The sequence below is a fragment of the Providencia sp. PROV129 genome, assembly GCF_028482245.1.
In the GTDB taxonomy this organism is placed as follows: domain Bacteria; phylum Pseudomonadota; class Gammaproteobacteria; order Enterobacterales; family Enterobacteriaceae; genus Providencia; species Providencia vermicola.
This window is the reverse complement of sequence record NZ_JAMPQD010000010.1, coordinates 1-20,299: the sequence shown is the minus strand read 5'-3', so window position 1 is coordinate 20,299 and position 20,299 is coordinate 1. Positions and strand designations below refer to the sequence as shown.

The window sequence follows — 20,299 nt, the reverse complement described above, 5'->3', positions numbered from 1 at the left end:
CCTACTGATTATCTTGTATGATGATCAGTAGGACTTATAACATTGCGAGAAATAGACGATGATCAAACAACGGACATTAAAACGTATTATTACAGCGACTGGTGTTGGTTTACATACCGGCAAAAAAGTTACGCTGACTTTACGTCCAGCGCCGGCAAACACCGGGGTCATCTACCGTCGTACTGACCTTAATCCACCGGTTGATTTTCCGGCAGATGCGAAATCAGTTCGTGATACGATGTTATGTACTTGCTTAGTCAATGAAGATAACGTACGTATTTCAACTGTTGAGCATTTGAATGCTGCTTTAGCAGGGTTAGGTATCGATAACATTGTTATTGAAGTCAATGCGCCTGAAATCCCGATCATGGATGGCAGTGCTGCACCGTTTGTTTTCTTACTGCTAGATGGTGGTATTGAAGAATTAAATTGTGCGAAGAAATTTTTACGTATTAAAGAAACTGTGCGTGTTGAAGATGGCGATAAGTGGGCAGAAATGAAACCTTACAATGGTTTTAGTCTGGATTTCACTATCGATTTCCAACACCCGGCGATTGATAGCAGCACTCAGCGCTATTCACTTGATTTCTCAGCGGAATCATTCGTGAGCCAAATCAGCCGTGCACGTACTTTTGGTTTTATGCGTGATATCGAATATCTGCAATCCCAAGGCTTATGCTTAGGCGGTAGTTTCGACTGTGCTATCGTTGTTGATGACTATAAAGTCCTCAATGAAGATGGCTTACGTTTTGAAGATGAATTCGTTCGTCACAAAATGTTGGATGCAATTGGTGACTTATTTATGTGTGGGCACAACATTATTGGCGCATTCACTGCGTTCAAATCTGGCCATGCACTGAATAACAAACTTCTGCAAGCGGTTCTTGCTAAAGAGTCAGCTTGGGATCTGGTCACCTTTGAAGATGAAGCTGAATTGCCTGTGGCATTCAAAGCGCCTTCAGCTGTATACGCATAACTATTATGCGGCTAGCCCAAATCTGGGTTAGCGCTTTCTGTTGGTTGCACTAGTACTCTCTCCGGCTAGTGCAGCCAGCCGCTCAAACCTTTCTTTTAATCCTTTCGGGCTATTTTCCGCTAATTTTAATAATACTTGTGCTGTTTGTGTACTTATCTGCCTTTCGTTCATTTTTTGTGTTGATGCAGCTGTTCGGTTATTTACTGAGCTATTTTGTTTGGTTTTTCGCATTAAATCAGGATTGATTCTGATGTCGATAGACGATAATGATGGTAGAATAGAAGTTCTTAATGCGGAAAGTAAGTTTAATTTTTCATAATTAAGACGGGTCATCCAACTGGCATTTGCCACTTCAATGACCATAATATTATTACGGTAGTTTGCAACACGGCACATTGGCTTAATTTCAGCCGGCAATAAGCCCTTTACAGCGCGGTTCAGCTTGATAATGGCTTTTGCATTTCGCTGAATAGTTTGTAAAGTATTTGATGAATTTGCCAATGATCCCTCAAGAACATCGAAAAGTGCTTGTGGATGACTATCTCTCATTTTTGGCTCCGGCTAACAATGATGAAAACTAATGTACAGATAATAATATTGTCATTTATTCATTATATAAGAGTTTAATGGGCATTTTAAATTTTTGGCGACAACTTGGTAGAAAATACTTTTGGTCCCACCTATTATTAGGTGTGGTTGCCACGGGTGTCGGCTTGCCTACAATTTTAAATGCTCTTTCCGAATCTCAGCTTACGCAAGTTAACTCATCACCTGCGAACCGCCAAAACCAAGCGGTTAATGCATTTGATAACTTATTTGCGCAGCAAAATTCTCAGCGTTCTTCTTCTTCATCATCATACTCGGTTAATTATTGGCAGCAACATGCGGTGCGCAATGTTATTCGCCAACTCACGTTTGCTTTTTCTGCAAATGAAGATGATGACGTAGCGACGACAAAAGAAGAATCCGAACAGCTTATTGTACCACAATTGATGCTGGATACGCTTTATGCCATGTTGGCAGAGCGTTCGCTTCAAACACACGAAAGTACGGTACTAGTCAGTCATTATATTTACCCTCATTTTGTTACCTACCAGCCTGCTATTTGGGTTGCACAAGTACATGGCATTCGTGCTGGTCCATTAACTGCTTGATCTCTTAATAGATTTATCAACTCAATGTTGAGAAAATCTGCGCCTTAAAATCTATGAAATAATAAAATAACTTATTGATTTAATGAGATTAAAAGTATGTTAACTAAAATTTTGACCAAAGTATTCGGTAGCCGTAATGATCGTACTCTGCGTAGACTGCGCAAAGAAGTGGAAAAAATTAATCGCTTAGAACCTGATTTTGAAAAGCTATCAGACGATGAGTTAAAAGCCAAAACAGTTGAATTTCGTGAACGCTTAACTAAAGGCGAGAGCTTAGAAAGCATTATTCCAGAAGCATTTGCGACCGTGCGTGAAGCCAGCCGTCGTGTTTTTGGTATGCGTCACTTTGATGTGCAGTTAATTGGTGGGATGGTACTGAACGAGCGTTGTATTGCAGAAATGCGTACAGGTGAAGGTAAAACATTAACCGCGACATTACCTGCTTATATTAATGCGTTAAGTGGCAAAGGCGTCCATGTTGTGACGGTAAACGACTACTTAGCAAAACGTGATGCGGAAAATAACCGCCCTTTATTTGAATTCTTAGGTTTAACGGTTGGTATCAACTTACCAGGTATGGCACCGCCTGCGAAGCGCGAAGCCTACGCTGCAGATATTACTTATGGTACTAATAATGAATTTGGTTTCGACTACTTACGTGACAACATGGCATTTAGCCCAGAAGAGCGTGTACAACGTAAATTGCACTATGCATTAGTGGATGAGGTCGACTCAATCCTTATCGATGAAGCGCGTACACCGCTGATCATTTCAGGTCCTGCAGAAGATAGCTCAGAACTTTACCAAAAAGTGGATAAGTTAATTCCACATCTGCAACGCCAAGAAAAAGAAGATTCAGATACTTTCCAAGGGGAAGGGCATTTCTCTGTTGATGAGAAATCACGTCAAGTCACTATCACCGAACGCGGTCTGGTGTTAATTGAAGAACTTTTGGCAAAAGAAGGCTTAATGGATGAAGGCGAATCATTATATTCACCAGCAAACATTATGCTTATGCACCACGTAATGGCAGGCTTACGTGCTCATGCATTGTTCACCTTAGATGTTGACTATATCGTTAAAGATGGCCAAATCGTTATTGTTGACGAACATACAGGTCGTACAATGGAAGGTCGTCGCTGGTCAGATGGCTTACACCAAGCGGTTGAAGCAAAAGAAGGTGTTGAAATTCAAAATGAAAACCAAACCTTAGCGTCGATTACATTCCAGAACTATTTCCGTCTATACGAAAAACTGGCGGGTATGACGGGTACAGCGGATACTGAAGCATTTGAATTTAGCTCAATTTATAAATTAGACACTATTGTTATCCCAACTAACCGTCCAATGGTGCGTAAAGATTTACCTGACCTCGTTTATATGAACGAAACCGATAAATTTGCAGCCATTATTGAAGATATTCGTGAAAGAACCGCCAATGGGCAACCTGTTCTTGTTGGTACAATTTCCATCGAAAAATCTGAATTAATTTCTAATGCACTGAAAAAAGCCAAAATTGCCCATAACGTCCTGAATGCAAAATTCCACGCAATGGAAGCGGATATCATTGCGAATGCGGGTCAAGCGAGCGCTGTAACTATCGCAACTAACATGGCAGGCCGTGGTACGGATATCATGTTAGGGGGAAGCTGGCAGACCGAAGTTGCTGCGTTAGAAGAGCCAACGCAAGAGCAAATTGATGAAATCAAAGCGAATTGGAAAGTGCGCCATGATGCGGTTTTAGCTGCGGGTGGTTTACATATCATTGGTACAGAGCGCCATGAATCACGTCGTATCGACAACCAGTTACGTGGTCGTGCAGGTCGTCAAGGGGATGCGGGTTCTTCACGTTTTTACTTATCGATGGAAGATGCTCTGATGCGTATCTTCGCTTCTGATCGTGTGACTGGCATGATGAAAAAACTGGGTATGAAACCAGGAGAAGCGATTGAGCACCCATGGGTAACTAAAGCGATTGCTAACGCACAGCGTAAAGTTGAAAGCCGTAACTTTGATATTCGTAAACAATTACTTGAATATGATGATGTTGCGAGTGATCAACGTCGTGCTATTTATACTCAGCGTAATGAATTGCTCGACGGTGGTGATATTAAAGAAACGGTTGACAGCATTCGCGAAGATGTTTTTACCACCACGATGGATGCCTATATTCCACCTCAATCATTAGAGGAAATGTGGGATATTGATGGTTTGCATCAGCGTTTAGTTAATGACTTTGATCTTGATCTGCCAATGAAAGAATGGCTGGATAAAGAACCTGAATTGCATGAAGAAACTTTACGTGAACGTATCATGCAAAAAGCGGTTGAAATCTATGAGCGTAAAGAGGAAATTGTTGGTGCAGAAGCGATGCGTAACTTTGAAAAAGGTGTCATGTTACAAACACTAGATACCTTATGGAAAGAGCACTTGGCTTCAATGGATTACTTGCGCCAAGGCATTCACTTACGTGGTTATGCACAAAAAGACCCTAAACAAGAATATAAACGCGAATCCTTTAGTATGTTTGCTAATATGCTTGAAGCCTTGAAATATGAAGTTATCAGCACATTATCTAAGGTACAAGTTCGTTTACCTGAAGAGGTTGAAGCATTAGAGCAACAGCGTCGTGAAGAAGCTGAGCGTTTAGCGAAAAGGCAACAATTAAGCCATGAAGCGGGTGCTGAATCTTTAATGACTGAAACCGAGGCTAAAATAGCAACTCAAGGTCACAAAATTGGTCGTAATGATCCTTGTCCTTGCGGCTCAGGTAAAAAATATAAGCAATGTCACGGTCGCTTAAATTAATTTATTATTAACTCATTAATATAAAAAAGGCGGGGTAACCCGCCTTTTTGACGAAAAAATTATGGAAAAAAAACATTTGCATATCGCGGCTGGAATTATTCGTAATTCCCAGCAACAAATTTTTATTACTAAACGGCCTGAAGGCACGCATATGGCTGGCTTTTGGGAATTTCCAGGTGGAAAACTTGAGATTAATGAATCACCTGAAGCGGCATTAATTCGTGAGCTTGAAGAAGAAGTCGGAATTGTAGTGACTAAGAGCGAGTTATTTCATCGCGTTGATCATGAGTTTGATGACCGTTTCATTACGCTTTATTTTTTTATCGTTACTGCGTGGGAAAATGAACCGTACGGTAAAGAAGGGCAAGATTCGCGTTGGGTTTGTCAACATGACCTTATTGCTGATGAGTTCCCACCGGCAAACCGTATTATTGTCGATTTATTAACGCAGAGAAGTGAATCAGCTTAATAACTGATATTGATATTAAGTGGAAAATACACAATGATATATTTTCCACTTAATTTACTGTGTCGCGACTTAACGTCTTATTTATCTGGCTGTTCACTCCAGTCATCGCTGTCAGAGATATCCCCTTGACTCGCAATTCTTTTTTCCTCACTAGCCCACTCACCAAGGTCAATAAGTTGACAACGCTTACTGCAAAATGGCCGGAAAGGGCTATTTTCATTCCAAACAACTATCTTTTTGCATGTTGGGCAGTTTACTTCAATGATTTCGCTCATAAATATATATCTCTAGCTAGCAACAGGATAACTCAAAACTAATTACATCTGGAAGTATACCATTCTCGCTATCGATATGCAGGAAACGTAAAGCAAAGCGTGTTTTGTGACCTGAAATTTGTGGGTAAATAAAGTTTTCTGCGGGCAATTTTATGCGCAGTAGCTCTTTACCTTCGACACTATCTTGATAAAAGCCATTAAATGACTCTTTAGTTTCAAACGTTCCTGATTGGCGAATTAATGACAGAACTGTTTTTAAAGCATCATTTAAAGGATCGAGACTTTGAAGCCAGCCACTGATGGCTTTATCACGTTCATTTTTCGGAATATTTAACCATAATTGTAATGTAGGTAAATCAAAACTACAGCAGCCACCGGGAATGCTTAGTCTTTGGCGAACCATGCTAATAATTTTATCTGTTCGCAAATGGTGACCAAAGCGAGGTGCAGACATTAAGTGAGATATTTTATCTGATAAATCAGTGAGTAATGAACTAATTAGTTGATTGTCCGCATTAGGGTCGCTAGCCCAATTTGATAAGCGAGTGCGTTGTTTTTCAAGCTCTTTAATAAGATCTGAACGGACTTCGCCTCTATCTAGAATTTCAATAAGTTCTGAGACTGAACGAAAAAATGCGATACCAGAAGAGTAGGAGGTGATATTGCTGAGCTCATAAATTTGAGATAAAAGAGTTTCAAGGCGCAACCAAGAACGGATCTTTTCATTCATTGGATATTCATAAGTGATTAAATTTGTAGTTGCTAGTTCGCCCATTTTAATTCCTATGGTTTTATTTTTGCTAGTGTTAAATATTTATTGTGAAGATTTGCTACCTTGTCTTGAATGCTGGTGTCTTTAGTATGGTTTGTAATAACGTCATCAGCATAAGATAATCGTTTTTCACGGCTAACTTGTGCATTTAATATATTTTTGACCTGCTCGAGACTTATATTGTCTCTTTTTATTGTACGTTGAATTTGTTCTTCAGGGGTAACATCAACGACTAATACCCTATCTGCTAAATGAGAAATGTTGTTTTCGATTAATAAAGGAACAACCCATAAAACATAAGGATAATTGTCTTGGTAGAGCTGTTTTTGCGTCTCTTGCTGAATTAAGGGGTGAAGAAGTGTATTTAGCCATTTTTTTTCATTAGTGTTTGAGAAAATAATGTCTCTTAAAAGGCCTCGATTTAGCGTGCCATCTAAAGAAATAATCTCTTTACCAAAGTGTGACCTGATAGCGTCAAAAGCAGGGGTATTCGGCTCTACAACTTGGCGAGCTATTACATCAGCATCGACGATGGGGACACCAAATTTAGCAAAGTTGTTTGCAATGGTCGTCTTACCACTCCCAATTCCCCCTGTTAAAGCAACGATATAAGGCATAAATTTTTCGATCACTTATAGAAAATAAAAATAGATTACACTGAAATTATCCGTTTGTCTTCACTCAAATTAACTTGAATGAATATAGTTAAAAATACTTATATAACATGATTCTATATGGTTAGAGTATCTTAATAATATGAGATAGATATTATTAAAAAACTATCATCCAGTGACAACATTCCCTAGATTAAATATTGGAAGATACATTGCTAGCATAATGATGCCAATTAAGAGTGAAATAAATACAAGAAGGACAGGTTCCAAGTTTTTCACTTTTCTCTCTATATGGAGCATGTATTGTTCGGAGTAGAACTTAAATAGGTATCTTGTAAAATAATAGAGTTTACCTGATTCTTCAGCAACGGCGATTAATTGAACTGCTAAACTTGGGAATAAAACAGTCTCTTTCATTGCATTTGAAAGTGTCCCACCTTTAAGAACAGCGGAGAGAAGATTTTCACAATCTTTTTTGTATTGCTTATTATTGATTGTTTGTATTGTACATTTTAAACAATCAATTAGTGGAAGGCCGATTTTATATGTGGATGATACTGTTAGAAAATACAAGCTTAGATAATGATAGGAGATTAAACTTTTGAATACTGGCAGTTGTGAAAAAAAATGTTGTAAGTGCTGATGCTTATTTATTTTTAGTGTAAATATTAGAAGAACGAAAATAACTGATAAAAAATATGTGAATTGTTCTTTTATAAAGTCGGATACGTAAAGCATAGCTTGTGTTAATAGAGGTAGCTCCTGTTGAAAGCTATCGTAAATTTCTTTAAATTGAGGAATGACATACAAAAACATAATACATAGTAACATACCTGAAAATAGACAGAGAGTGAGCGGATAACGTATTGCTTTTTTGAACAATGCAGAGATTTTTTCATTATGCTCTAACATAAAGCTAATCGTATTAAAATTTTCATCATATTTACCTGTCTTTTCTGCAACAATGATAAGGCTAATAATTGTACTGCTAAAAATTTGTGGATGATTCTTTAAAAAATCGGAAAAAAGCTCCCCTTTTTCGATATGTAGGATCAAATTTTTAATAAAGTGACGCCAAAAAGGAAGCTGGCAATTTTCTGAAAGTATTTTTAAGCTTTGTATTAGTGTTATCCCAGATGATGTTAAGGCACCTAGTTGATGAAAGAAATGTATTCGATAGTTAATACAGGCGTGATTTAAATTAAAAATCGCTTTAATTTTGATTTTCAATGGAATAAGGTTATTTTCAGTAATAATAAGAAAAGCTTTTTTTTTACTTTTAGCTAACAAGGTATCTTCAATTATTTGGTTGTGAGCATTGAGTGCAATATATGAATAAATGAACATTTCAAGCCCCCTCGTTGCCAACAATGGCGTAAATTTCTTGTAACGTTGTTTCCCCTGATTCAATGAGCTTGATACCTGCTTGAAAAAGACGTTCAAAATTTACAATATTACGACCTTGTTGCTCCTGTAAATCTTGAATTATTTGCTGGTCAATGTACTCATAAACAGCTGTTCTTCCCATAAAGCCAGAAAAACAGTGCTCACATCCCTTAGACCTCCATTCATTAATCGTTAACACTCTATTTAGCTGAGTTTTTGATGGTGTAGGTATTTTACATTTAGGACATAATTTACGTACTAATCTTTGAGCTATCACCATTTTTAAGCAAGACATTAATTGTTTTTTTTCTACGCCAAGCTGGATCATACGTTCTATAGCGCTTACAGTACAATTAGTATGCAATGTAGATAAAACTAAATGGCCAGTTTGCGCTGCACGAGTAGCAATTTGGGCGGTTTCTTCATCCCTTATTTCACCAATCATAATAATATCGGGATCTTGGCGTAATAGTGCTCTAAGAATAAAAGCAAAGCTAAGTTCGGATTTTTCATGAACCTGTATTTGATTAATTCCTTGCAAAGGAATTTCAATTGGGTCTTCTATTGTTGAAATATTCCGAGAAGATTGATTTAAAAATTCCAGGGCACTATATAAAGTCACTGTTTTGCCACTGCCTGTAGGGCCTGTCACTAAGATTAGACCCTGAGGCTGATTTAAGTATCTTTTTAATGAGTCAAGAAGGGAAGAGCACATCCCTATGTGCTCTAATGAATATTTTAATTGAGTATTAAGAATTCTTAATACGAGTTTCTCACCATATAAGGTGGGAATACTAGAAAGGCGTATGCTGTAATTTTGCCCATCAAAATACCAATTCATTTGTCCATCTTGTGGACGTCTTTTTTCCGCAATATTCATTTTGGAAAGTATTTTTAGCCGAGCAATGATTTCATTGTTAATTTCGTAGGGTGCTGAAGGAAGAAAGTAAAGTTTCCCATCAACACGAATCCTAATCTTTAACCCCTGTTTGGATGGCTCAAGATGAATATCTGATGAGCGTTTATGAACTGCGGTTTTAAGTAAATTCTCAACAAAATCAACCGCAGGGGATGTAATATTTAATGTCTCTGCTTCTTTAGGTTGGTAAGGGATATCCTCCTCTTTGATTTGATGTATTACACTATTGAAGTAATGATCAACCTTTTCTTTAGGCCAAATATCATAGCAAACAGGAACGCTAGCAATAAACTTTAGAGTTGCCATAAGATTATCATCAGGTTTTTTAACCGTGGCTATAGATAATCTTTTATGGTTATAATCCACGATAATAATATAATGCTTATCACATAGTTTTTTTAGTTCTTTAAATATAAACTGGTTATCTTTCGTTATATTCATAATTACCCCTAATTAAAAACTAAACGTTTTTTCACATAAAGATTTTAAATTTGTATTGTCTTTTATTTCGCAAGCAACATTCCATTTAAATGGCGAGTTATTACCTGTGACAACAGGTGTTAGTGTAATATTAAGATCTGATAATGTTTTATCTCCACTCAGTTTCACAATACCTGATTTTACATCAATGGTTTTGATGTGTTTCCCTGAAATATTATTTGGAATATTATCGTTGCCACTATTACATTGAGATAGACTACCGAAATTGAAGTGGCATATTTCAATACTATTTTTGTAAGGTAAAATGGTTTGCAGGACATCGGTCATTGCAGCCTTTTGCATATAGCTTTGATAACCAGGAATAGCAATAACACCAAGTATAGATATTATTGCAATAACAACCATTATTTCGATAAGTGAAAATCCTTGTTGGCGCATGATAAAACCTCTGTTGTTAAGTGAGGTTTTATCATAAAGCTATTTTTCCCTATATTTTATTCATTGTAAATGATGTTGCGAAACGCTTTGTAGATAAATAAATGAATTGATGGTTTATTACATTTTTTATCGATCGGCTTCGCAAAATATAATTTAATTTTAATATTGGCCTTTTTTAATTTCTTTAATTAAAGGAAAATGGATGTATTAAGAATAATAAATATATAGCAATTAAAAAATAATTAATTTTCATTGCTATATATGATTAAACTAATTTTAAAGTAAGCTTCTATAATATTGCCAATCAAAAAATGGGCCAGGATCGGTTTTACGTAAAGGGGCGATATCACTATGACCCGTAATATTATGGGCAATCAATGGATATTGAGTAATAAGTTGTTGGGTTAAAGTCGCGAGAGATTGGTACTGTGATTCAGTAAACGGCTCAAAATCAGGGCCTTCTAGCTCAATGCCAATTGAAAAATCATTGCATTTTTCTTTTCCTTGGTAGCTTGATTGCCCTGCATGCCAAGCACGTAAATGAAAAGGAACATATTGAATAATTGAGCCATCACGGCGAATTAAGCAATGAGCAGAAACGCGAAGGTGTTTTATTTCCTCAAAAAAAGGATGTTCTTGAGGATTCAAAACCCCCGTGAATAATTGATTAATATAAGGCCCACCAAATTGACCTGGAGGAAGGCTAATATTATGGATAACGAGCAAAGAGGGAGTAACACCATCAGGGCGTTGATCATGATGCGGTGAGGGGATATGAGTCACATTATTTAACCAACCATCATGTATTTTCATCTCGTTATCCATAGTATTCTATTTTCTTTTTGTCAGGGCTCGTTATCTTTGGATGGAAAGATTAGCATAGATACAATAAGACGAGAGCATATTTTGGAGAAAGAAATGGCTATACGGCGTTATGATGAACAGCAAAGACGCGGCATTCTATTAGAGCGATTAGCAGTTGATATCCCTTTTATGGTGACAGTTGCATTAAAAGAAGACCTTGGACAGGTTGTTGACTATAAAAGAGATATCACAGGGCAGCTACTTAGTGAAAGCGCGATTGCAACCGCCCGTATTATTACACGGGAAAACGGTATCTTTTGCGGTAAACAATGGTTAGAAGAAGTCTTTCTTCAATTAGGCGGGCTAGTTAAAATTGATTGGAAAGTGAAAGACGGTGATACCGTCACATCAAATCAAGTGTTATGTGAAATGCAGGGACCATCTCAAGTTTTATTAACAGGGGAGCGGACTGCGCTGAATTTTATCCAAACACTCTCTTCGGTTTCGACAGTAACTGCGATATATGTAAAAGAGATTGCAGGAACTCGTGCCAAGCTACTTGATACTCGCAAAACGATTCCTGGCCTAAGAACTGCATTGAAGTATGCTGTTCTTATGGGAGGGGGATTTAACCATCGTTTGGGATTGTCAGATGCCTATTTAATTAAAGAAAATCATATTATTTCAGCAGGTTCGGTGGATATGGCGGTTGAACTTGCCAGACAAGCACACCCTGAAGTACCTATTGAAATTGAAGTGGAAAGCCTAGATGAGTTACTTCTAGCGCTAAAAGCAGGCGCAGACATCATTATGTTAGATAACTTTACACCGACAATGATGAAAGAGGCTGTAGTGCTAACTGCAGGGAAGGCTGCGCTTGAAGTCTCAGGTAATGTGACACTAAAAACAATAAAAGAATTTGCAGAAACTGGCATTGATTTTATTTCAGTGGGTGCTTTGACTAAACATATTCAAGCGATGGACTTATCAATGCGTTTTGTTGAGAACCATTCCTAGAGCATCATTACGCTATCAAAGTTTGATATAAGAACTGTATTGCTCAATTTCATCATACAGTTCTTTTATTTCTCATTAAGTGATTTATATCAGCATTCATAAAGTGGAAGTATTGGCATATTATTTTTAAAAGCATCAATATTATTCTATAGAAAGCGGGCCAATTTGAGTTGAAGATGCGGTTAGAATTTAAGATAAGTGTAAGTTCAGTTGTGATTTTAACATTTTTGAAACAAAAAAAGTGAGACGTTTAAGTATAATAGAGCAGCTAAGGTTTTATTTGATTTTTAATTTGCTTTTAATGAATTTTTATTCATTAAAGTGATTGCTTTTACGATTCAGTTTGTATTTTTAATCGGTAAATGATGTTTTTTATGTTAAAAATACTCTCACGACATTGGTTGTTTAGTTATCAAAACATGCTAAATTTTAAAATAAATTGTTAATATTTGCAGGATTTTATGATTTAGCGCAAGGTCTTTATGGACAGATAGTGAATACTTTGTTACTTTATTAGCCCATAAACAAATTGGTATTACCAATTAACACTGGGTAATACGTAATCAATAATTACTCACTTATGAATATGGCAGATTATGACTTACGGTAAAATTCGCCAACCAAAGTTATCAGATGTAATAGAGCAACGGCTTGAACATCTTATTTTCGAAGGGACATTGCGCCCTGGCGAAAAGCTGCCCCCTGAACGTGAACTCGCAAAACAGTTTGACGTATCTAGGCCATCAGTGCGTGAAGCAATTCAAACATTAGAAGCGAAAGGGCTTCTATCTCGTCGTCAAGGCGGCGGCACCTTCGTACAAAAGAAAATGTGGCAAAGCTTTAGTGATCCTTTAGCTCAGTTACTCGAAGGTAATCCCGAATCTCAATTTGATCTTCTTGAAACTCGTCATGCCCTTGAAGGTATTGCGGCCTATTATGCTGCACTCCGTGGTACTGAAGAAGATCTTGACCGTATTCGTCAAAGTTATGAACTTATCGAAACAGCGCAAAAAAGCGGCGAGTTAGATGCCGAGTCAGATGCGGTACTCCAATACCAACTCATTGTGACAGAAGCGGCTCACAACGTGGTTCTATTGCATTTATTGCGCTGCATGATCCCAATGTTAGAACAGAATATCCGTCAAAACTTTGAATTTTTGTATACCCGTAAAGAGATGTATAACGCGGTTAGCTCCCATAGAGCACAAATTTTTGCTGCAATAATGGCAAGAGAACCTGAAAAAGCGCGCGAAGCATCTCACCGTCACCTGTCTTTTATTGAAGATTTGCTATTGGATATTAGCCGAGAGCAAACTCGTAGAGAACGTTCTTTACGGCGGTTACAGCAACACCCTGATTTAACTTAGTAATATAGATCCTGACTGCTGCGTCTATATTATTGTGAATGCTCTAAAAGAGAGTTAAAGCGGCAACTACATCAGGGCCTATCTTCCCGCTGTTTTAGCAATATTGGGAAAATAGCGGGAAGATAGGCTCCACATAACCATATAAAATAGATAACAGATAAGGAATACACCATGTCAGATATGTTAAAAAATGACGTGGATCCGATTGAAACTCGCGACTGGCTACAGGCGATTGAATCGGTCATCCGTGAAGAAGGTGTTGATCGTGCTCAGTTTATTATCGAACAGGTATTAAGCGAAGCGCGTAAAGGCGGCGTAAGTATTGCTGCTGGTGCATCTGGTCGTTCTGATTACATCAACACAATTGCTGTTGAAGATGAGCCTGCATACCCTGGTAACATGGACTTAGAGCGCCGTATTCGCTCTGCAATTCGCTGGAACGCAGTAATGACTGTTCTGCGTGCGTCTAAAAAAGACTTAGAACTGGGCGGCCACATGGCTTCTTTCCAGTCATCAGCAACCTTGTATGAAGTCTGCTTCAACCACTTCTTCCGTGCTCATAACAATAATGATGGCGGAGACTTAGTATTCTTCCAAGGTCACATCTCTCCAGGTATCTATGCACGTGCTTTCTTAGAAGGGCGTTTAACTGAAGAGCAAATGAACAACTTCCGTCAAGAAATTGGTGGTAATGGCCTATCTTCATATCCGCACCCTAAATTGATGCCTGACTTCTGGCAATTCCCGACAGTATCAATGGGGCTGGGCCCAATCAATGCTATCTATCAAGCTAAGTTCCTGAAATACCTTGATAACCGTGGCCTGAAAGATACATCTGCGCAGCGCGTATATGCATTCTTAGGTGATGGTGAGATGGATGAGCCAGAATCTAAAGGTGCGATTACTATCGCAACACGCGATAAACTAGATAACTTAGTTTTCGTTATCAACTGTAACCTGCAACGTCTAGATGGCCCAGTAACAGGTAACGGAAAAATTGTTAACGAATTAGAAGGTATCTTTAACGGTGCTGGCTGGCAAGTTATCAAAGTTATGTGGGGTGACCGTTGGGACGAGCTGCTGCGTAAAGATACGAGCGGCAAACTTGTTCAGTTAATGAACGAAACTTTAGATGGTGACTACCAGACCTTTAAATCACGCGACGGCGCGTACGTTCGTGAACACTTCTTCAATCGTTACCCAGAAACTGCAGCATTAGTTAAAGATATGACTGATGATGAAATTTGGGCATTGAACCGTGGTGGTCACGATCCGAAGAAAGTCTATGCTGCATTTGCGAAAGCAAAAGAAACCAAAGGCAAACCAACTGTTATTTTAGCGCAAACCATTAAAGGTTATGGTATGGGCGAAACAGCTGAAGGTAAAAACATTGCGCACCAAGTGAAGAAAATGAACATGGACGGTGTTCGCCACTTCCGTGATCAATTCAATGTGCCAGTGGCTGATGAGCAAATCGAAAAACTGCCATACATTACTTTCGAAAAAGATTCCGAAGAGTACAAATACCTGCACGAGCGTCGCCAAGCGCTGGGTGGTTATTTGCCTGCTCGTCGTTCAACTTTTGATGAGAAACTGGAAATCCCTGCACTGGCAGATTTCAGCCAATTATTAGAAGAACAATCAAAAGAAATTTCGACCACAATTGCTTTCGTTCGTGCATTGAACGTGATGTTGAAAAACAACTCTATTAAAGAGCGTTTAGTGCCAATTATCGCTGACGAAGCGCGTACATTTGGTATGGAAGGTCTGTTCCGTCAAATCGGTATTTATAGCCCGAAAGGTCAGCAATATACACCGCAAGACAGAGAACAGGTTGCCTACTATAAAGAAGACTCGAAAGGTCAAATCCTGCAAGAAGGTATCAATGAGTTGGGCGCAGGTTCTTCTTGGTTAGCGGCTGCAACATCTTACAGTACTAACAACTTGCCGATGATCCCATTCTATATCTACTACTCAATGTTTGGTTTCCAACGTATTGGTGACTTAATGTGGGCAGCGGGTGACCAACAAGCACGTGGCTTCCTGATTGGTGGTACTTCAGGTCGTACAACGCTGAATGGTGAAGGCTTACAACACGAAGATGGTCACAGCCATATTCAATCACTGACTATTCCTAACTGTATTTCTTATGACCCTGCATTCGCTTATGAAGTTGCAGTGATTATGCAAAACGGTTTAGAGCGCATGTACGGTGAGAAACAAGAGAACGTGTACTACTACATCACGACTCTGAACGAAAACTACCACATGCCTGCAATGCCAGAAGGTGCAGAGGAAGGTATCCGTAAAGGTATCTACAAACTGGCTTCTGTTGAAGGTAACAAAGGTAAAGTGCAGTTGTTAGGTTCAGGTTCAATGATGCGCCACGTTCGTGAAGCGGCAGATATTCTGTCTGTAGAGTATGGCATTGGTTCTGATGTTTACAGTGTAACTTCATTCACTGAATTGGCACGTGATGGTCAAGATTGTGAGCGTTGGAACATGCTGCACCCATCTGCAACACCACGCGTTCCATACATTGCACAAGTAATGAATGACGCACCAGCAGTTGCATCAACTGACTACATGAAACTGTTTGCTGAACAAGTTCGTACTTATGTACCTGCAAGTGATTACCGCGTACTGGGTACTGATGGTTTTGGTCGTTCTGACAGTCGTGAAAACCTGCGTCACCACTTCGAAGTGGATACCAGCTATGTCATCGTAGCAGCGTTAGGTGAATTAGCTAAACGTGGTGAGGTTGATGTTAAAGTCGTTGAAGAAGCGATTAAAAAATACAACATTAACCCAGAAAAAGTTAACCCACGTTTGGCATAAGAGGTAAATATCAATGTCTATTGAAATCCAAGTGCCAGATATCGGTGCTGATGAAGTTGAAGTCACCGAAGTGATGGTTAAAGTTGGTGACAAAGTAGAAGCAGAGCAATCGCTCATTACCGTTGAAGGTGATAAAGCTTCTATGGAAGTCCCATCACCACAAGCGGGTGTGGTAAAAGAAATTAAAATTGCGACAGGCGACAAAGTAAAAACTGGCTCGCTAATCATGGTCTTTGAAGCAGAAGCGGGGGCAGCAGCACCAGCTCCCGCACAAGCGCCAGCAGCCCCTGCGGCAGCACCAAGCGCAGCAGCGTCAAAAGACGTTGCTGTACCAGATATCGGTGGCGATGAAGTCGAAGTCACTGAAATCATGGTTAAAGTGGGTGACACCGTGACCGCAGAACAATCTTTAATTACTGTTGAAGGCGATAAAGCGTCAATGGAAGTCCCAGCGCCATTTGCTGGAACTGTTAAAGAAATCAAGATTGCGACAGGCGATAAAGTGAAAACTGGTTCGCTGATCATGGTCTTTGAAGTCGCAGGCGCAGCGCCAGCCGCTGCTCCAGTTGCACAAGCAGCACCAGCGGCTCCAGCAGCCTCTGCAATTAAAGACGTTAACGTGCCAGATATCGGCGGTGATGAAGTTGAAGTTACCGAAGTAATGGTTAAAGTGGGCGACACCGTTTCTGCTGAGCAATCAATCATTACGGTTGAAGGCGATAAAGCATCAATGGAAGTTCCTGCACCATTTGCTGGTACTGTTAAAGAAATCAAGATTGCGACAGGCGACAAAGTGAAAACTGGCTCGCTGATCATGACTTTTGAAGTTGCCGGTGCGGCGCCAGCTGCGGCACCAGTTGCTCAAGCAGCGGCACCAGCACCTGCAGCAGCTCCAGCTCCAGCTGCAAAAGCAGCTGATAGCAAAAATGAATTTGTTGAGAACGACGCATACATCCACGCAACACCAGTTATTCGCCGCTTAGCGCGTGAGTTCGGTGTTAACTTAGCGAAAGTAAAAGGCACTGGTCGTAAAGGCCGTATCCTGCGTGAAGACGTTCAAGCTTACGTGAAAGATGCAGTCAAACGTGCTGAGTCTCCAGCTGCAGCAGGTGGTGGTTTACCAGGTATGCTGCCATGGCCGAAAGTAGATTACAGCAAGTTTGGTGAAGTTGAAGAAGTCGAACTGGGTCGTATCCAAAAAATCTCTGGTGCAAACCTGAGCCGTAACTGGGTGATGATCCCACATGTTACGCTGATGGAAGAAGTGGATACCACTGAAGTTGAAGAATTCCGTAAGCAACAGAATAAAGAAGCAGAGAAGAAAAAACTGGACGTGAAAATCACGCCATTAGTTTTTGTCATGAAAGCGGTTGCCCGCGCTCTGGAAGAAATGCCGCGCTTTAACAGCTCGATTTCTGAAGATGCACAGCGTCTGTTCTTGAAAAAATATATCAATATCGGTATCGCGGTTGATACACCAAATGGCTTAGTTGTTCCTGTCTTTAAAGACGTTAACAAAAAAGGCATTTTAGAGTTATCTCGTGAACTGATGGAAGTTTCTAAGAAAGCGCGTGCAGGTAAACTGACTGCGGCTGATATGCAAGGCGGATGTTTCACCATCTCTAGCCTTGGTGGTATCGGTACAACTGGTTTTGCACCAATCGTGAACGCACCAGAAGTGGCTATTATGGGGCTGTCACGTTCTTCAATGAAACCTGTTTGGAACGGTAGCGAGTTTGTTCCTCGCCTGATCCTGCCTATGTCACTGTCCTTTGACCACCGTGTCATCGATGGGGCTGATGGAGCACGCTTCATCACCCTAGTAGGGCAATTAATGAGCGATATTCGCCGTTTAGTGATGTAAATAATAAGACCGGCTGATAGGCCGGTCTGTTTTATTTAGGCTGAGGCAGAATTTTTTGCTGCTGCTACGAAAGGTTGGGAGTTACATCACGAAATGAGCCTTTTCAGGGTGTTAACAATTCTGTAAACTGCTCTCGGTGTGTACTTTTCCAGTGGAAGATCGTTTATTCAGCAGTACCGCTGGACAAAACAAAAAGAGGTCATGATGAGTACTGAAATTAAAGCCCAAGTCGTTGTGCTTGGTGCAGGCCCTGCAGGTTATTCTGCGGCTTTCCGTTGCGCTGACTTAGGTTTAGAAACTGTTTTAGTTGAACGTTATTCAACCCTTGGTGGTGTTTGTTTAAACGTGGGTTGTATCCCTTCAAAAGCTTTATTGCATGTTGCAAAAGTGATCGAAGAAGCGAAAGCATTAGCAGAGCACGGTATCGTATTTGGTGAGCCAAAAACTGATATCTCTAAAGTTCGCTTATGGAAAGAAAAAGTCATTAATCAGCTGACGGGTGGTCTAGCTGGGATGGCGAAAGGTCGTAAAGTGACCGTCGTTAACGGTCTGGGTAAATTTACGGGTGCAAATACGCTGGTTGTTGAAGGCGAAAACGGTAGTACGACTATCAATTTCGATAACGCAATCATTGCAGCGGGCTCACGTCCAATTCAATTACCATTCATTCCTCATGAAGACCCACGTATTTGGGATTCAACCGATGCGTTAGAACTGAAAGAAGTTCCAGAGCGTCTTCTGGTTATGGGCGGTGGCATCATCGGTTTAGAAATGGGAACTGTGTACCATGCACTGGGTTCTCAAATCGATGTGGTTGAAATGTTTGACCAAGTCATCCCTGCGGCTGACAAAGATGTGGTTAAAGTATTCACCAAACAAATCAGCAAAAAATTCAACCTGCTGTTAGAAACGAAAGTTACCGCAGTTGAAGCGAAAGAAGACGGTATTTACGTTTCTATGGAAGGTAAAAAAGCTTCCGCAGAACCACAACGTTATGATGCTGTGTTAGTGGCTATCGGCCGTGTTCCTAACGGTAAAAATTTAGATGCAGGCAAAGCTGGCGTTGAAGTTGATGATCGCGGCTTTATCCACGTGGATAAACAAATGCGCACTAACGTTCCACACATTTTCGCTATCGGTGATATCGTTGGTCAACCAATGTTGGCTCACAAAGGTGTTCACGAAGGTCACGTTGCAGCAGAGGTTATCTCTGGTCTGAAACATTACTTTGACCCGAAAGTGATCCCATCAATCGCTTATACTGAGCCAGAAGTTGCATGGGTTGGTTTAACTGAAAAAGAAGCGAAAGAACAAAATATCAGCTACGAAGTTGCGACTTTCCCATGGGCTGCGTCAGGTCGTGCAATTGCATCTGACTGCTCAGAAGGTATGACTAAGCTGATTTTCGACAAGCAATCTAACCGTGTTATCGGTGGTGCGGTTGTCGGTGTGAACGGTGGTGAATTACTGGGCGAAATCGGCCTAGCAATTGAAATGGGCTGTGATGCTGAAGATTTAGCATTAACTATCCATGCTCACCCAACACTGTACGAATCAATTGGTATGGCTGCAGAGATTTACGAAGGTAGCATTACTGATTTACCAAACGCAAAAGCGAAAAAGAAAAAATAATTTTCTTTAATCGCATAGATAAACAGTATCTCTAGTATGCTGTTTATCACCAAAGCGTATAGAAGCCAATGTGGAAACACGTTGGCTTTTTTTGTTTTTGTGAATATAAACAGTCAGTCACATGTTCTTATTCAATTATTTATTAAAATCAATATTAATCATTTTATAAATAATATGTTTTTAATTTTAACTAACGAATATTTATTAATAATAACGGTTAGTTGACTATAAAAATATTAAATTCTAATTTCTTTGTTCTGTTTTTTATAACTAATAAAGAAGTTGGTTTATGGATGATGTGACACACCTAGGTACAATAACTGTAAGGGGAAACAATCCAAGAGAACATTTCAATGATTATTTTAATAATTATGATAATGCTCATGAAGATATTGATTTAACAGGGAGGTATGAAGGATTAAAAAATATTTTACATGAAAATCTATATGATAATAAAAATATAGCTCATATCCATGATGATGTTGATAATCACAAAGTCGATACTTTTCAAGATTCTTCTACTAC

18 protein-coding genes are annotated in these 20,299 nt (G+C 39.5%); 10 read left to right on the top strand and 8 right to left on the bottom strand.

The genetic code is table 11. The features are described 5' to 3' along the window. The first annotated feature begins 58 nt into the window (after positions 1 to 58). Positions 59 to 976, top strand: coding sequence for a UDP-3-O-acyl-N-acetylglucosamine deacetylase (gene lpxC / locus PSF27_RS06880; protein WP_272681160.1), 918 nt, complete (start codon positions 59 to 61; stop codon positions 974 to 976). Between the two features lie 27 nt (positions 977 to 1,003). Here the strand turns inward: lpxC and PSF27_RS06875 are convergent, their stop codons facing one another. Beyond that, entirely contained in the window at positions 1,004 to 1,525 is a 522-nt protein-coding gene (locus PSF27_RS06875) for a DUF721 domain-containing protein (RefSeq protein ID WP_272539112.1), read from the bottom strand. Between the two features lie 77 nt (positions 1,526 to 1,602). On the opposite strand from PSF27_RS06875, the gene secM reads away from it, so the two are divergent. The 3 genes from secM to mutT all read left to right on the top strand — a co-directional run bounded on the left by secM (position 1,603) and on the right by mutT (position 5,407). Further along, positions 1,603 to 2,130 (top strand): secA translation cis-regulator SecM, encoded by a 528-nt coding sequence (gene secM, locus PSF27_RS06870; RefSeq protein WP_272539113.1) that lies wholly within the window; start codon positions 1,603 to 1,605, stop codon positions 2,128 to 2,130. Positions 2,131 to 2,226: 96 nt separating this feature from the next. Continuing rightward, complete coding sequence (gene secA / locus PSF27_RS06865; protein WP_272681159.1) at positions 2,227 to 4,938, top strand: preprotein translocase subunit SecA; 2,712 nt, start codon at positions 2,227 to 2,229, stop codon at positions 4,936 to 4,938. Positions 4,939 to 4,999: 61 nt separating this feature from the next. After that, positions 5,000 to 5,407, top strand: a complete 408-nt coding sequence (gene mutT, locus PSF27_RS06860; RefSeq protein WP_109912937.1) for an 8-oxo-dGTP diphosphatase MutT — start codon at positions 5,000 to 5,002, stop codon at positions 5,405 to 5,407. A gap of 77 nt (positions 5,408 to 5,484) precedes the next feature. Here mutT and yacG read toward each other — a convergent pair whose 3' ends face one another. The 7 genes from yacG to ampD form a co-directional block, all read right to left on the bottom strand. Beyond that, positions 5,485 to 5,682: a DNA gyrase inhibitor YacG gene (gene yacG, locus PSF27_RS06855; RefSeq protein WP_004262008.1), complete on the bottom strand. Its 198-nt coding sequence runs from the start codon at positions 5,680 to 5,682 to the stop codon at positions 5,485 to 5,487. A gap of 16 nt (positions 5,683 to 5,698) precedes the next feature. Next, positions 5,699 to 6,457, bottom strand: a complete 759-nt coding sequence (gene zapD / locus PSF27_RS06850) for a cell division protein ZapD (protein WP_272681158.1) — start codon at positions 6,455 to 6,457, stop codon at positions 5,699 to 5,701. 8 nt (positions 6,458 to 6,465) lie between these two features. Further along, on the bottom strand, positions 6,466 to 7,071 hold the full coding sequence (gene coaE / locus PSF27_RS06845; RefSeq protein ID WP_206082686.1) for a dephospho-CoA kinase: 606 nt from the start codon (positions 7,069 to 7,071) through the stop codon (positions 6,466 to 6,468). 165 nt (positions 7,072 to 7,236) lie between these two features. Next, on the bottom strand, positions 7,237 to 8,415 hold the full coding sequence (locus PSF27_RS06840; RefSeq protein ID WP_272681157.1) for a type II secretion system F family protein: 1,179 nt from the start codon (positions 8,413 to 8,415) through the stop codon (positions 7,237 to 7,239). Position 8,416: 1 nt separating this feature from the next. Continuing rightward, positions 8,417 to 9,814 carry an ATPase, T2SS/T4P/T4SS family gene (locus PSF27_RS06835; protein WP_206082684.1) on the bottom strand — a complete coding sequence of 466 codons (1,398 nt, stop codon included), beginning with the start codon at positions 9,812 to 9,814 and terminating at the stop codon, positions 8,417 to 8,419. Positions 9,815 to 9,826: 12 nt separating this feature from the next. Then, positions 9,827 to 10,252: a prepilin peptidase-dependent pilin gene (ppdD, locus tag PSF27_RS06830; RefSeq protein WP_206082683.1), complete on the bottom strand. Its 426-nt coding sequence runs from the start codon at positions 10,250 to 10,252 to the stop codon at positions 9,827 to 9,829. Between the two features lie 276 nt (positions 10,253 to 10,528). After that, positions 10,529 to 11,065 carry a 1,6-anhydro-N-acetylmuramyl-L-alanine amidase AmpD gene (gene ampD, locus PSF27_RS06825; RefSeq protein ID WP_272681156.1) on the bottom strand — a complete coding sequence of 179 codons (537 nt, stop codon included), beginning with the start codon at positions 11,063 to 11,065 and terminating at the stop codon, positions 10,529 to 10,531. Positions 11,066 to 11,170: 105 nt separating this feature from the next. On the opposite strand from ampD, the gene nadC reads away from it, so the two are divergent. The 6 genes from nadC to PSF27_RS06795 form a co-directional block, all read left to right on the top strand. After that, positions 11,171 to 12,073, top strand: coding sequence for a carboxylating nicotinate-nucleotide diphosphorylase (nadC, locus tag PSF27_RS06820; protein ID WP_206082681.1), 903 nt, complete (start codon positions 11,171 to 11,173; stop codon positions 12,071 to 12,073). 596 nt (positions 12,074 to 12,669) lie between these two features. Beyond that, entirely contained in the window at positions 12,670 to 13,440 is a 771-nt protein-coding gene (gene pdhR, locus PSF27_RS06815; protein WP_206082680.1) for a pyruvate dehydrogenase complex transcriptional repressor PdhR, read from the top strand. 171 nt (positions 13,441 to 13,611) lie between these two features. Then, complete coding sequence (gene aceE / locus PSF27_RS06810) at positions 13,612 to 16,278, top strand: pyruvate dehydrogenase (acetyl-transferring), homodimeric type (RefSeq protein ID WP_272681155.1); 2,667 nt, start codon at positions 13,612 to 13,614, stop codon at positions 16,276 to 16,278. 13 nt (positions 16,279 to 16,291) lie between these two features. Then, positions 16,292 to 18,142: a pyruvate dehydrogenase complex dihydrolipoyllysine-residue acetyltransferase gene (gene aceF / locus PSF27_RS06805; RefSeq protein ID WP_206082678.1), complete on the top strand. Its 1,851-nt coding sequence runs from the start codon at positions 16,292 to 16,294 to the stop codon at positions 18,140 to 18,142. A 204-nt stretch (positions 18,143 to 18,346) separates the two neighbouring features. Next, on the top strand, positions 18,347 to 19,774 hold the full coding sequence (lpdA, locus tag PSF27_RS06800) for a dihydrolipoyl dehydrogenase (RefSeq protein WP_206082677.1): 1,428 nt from the start codon (positions 18,347 to 18,349) through the stop codon (positions 19,772 to 19,774). Between the two features lie 289 nt (positions 19,775 to 20,063). Further along, positions 20,064 to 20,299 (top strand): hypothetical protein (locus PSF27_RS06795; RefSeq protein WP_272681154.1); only part of this gene is annotated, 236 nt, incomplete at its 3' end.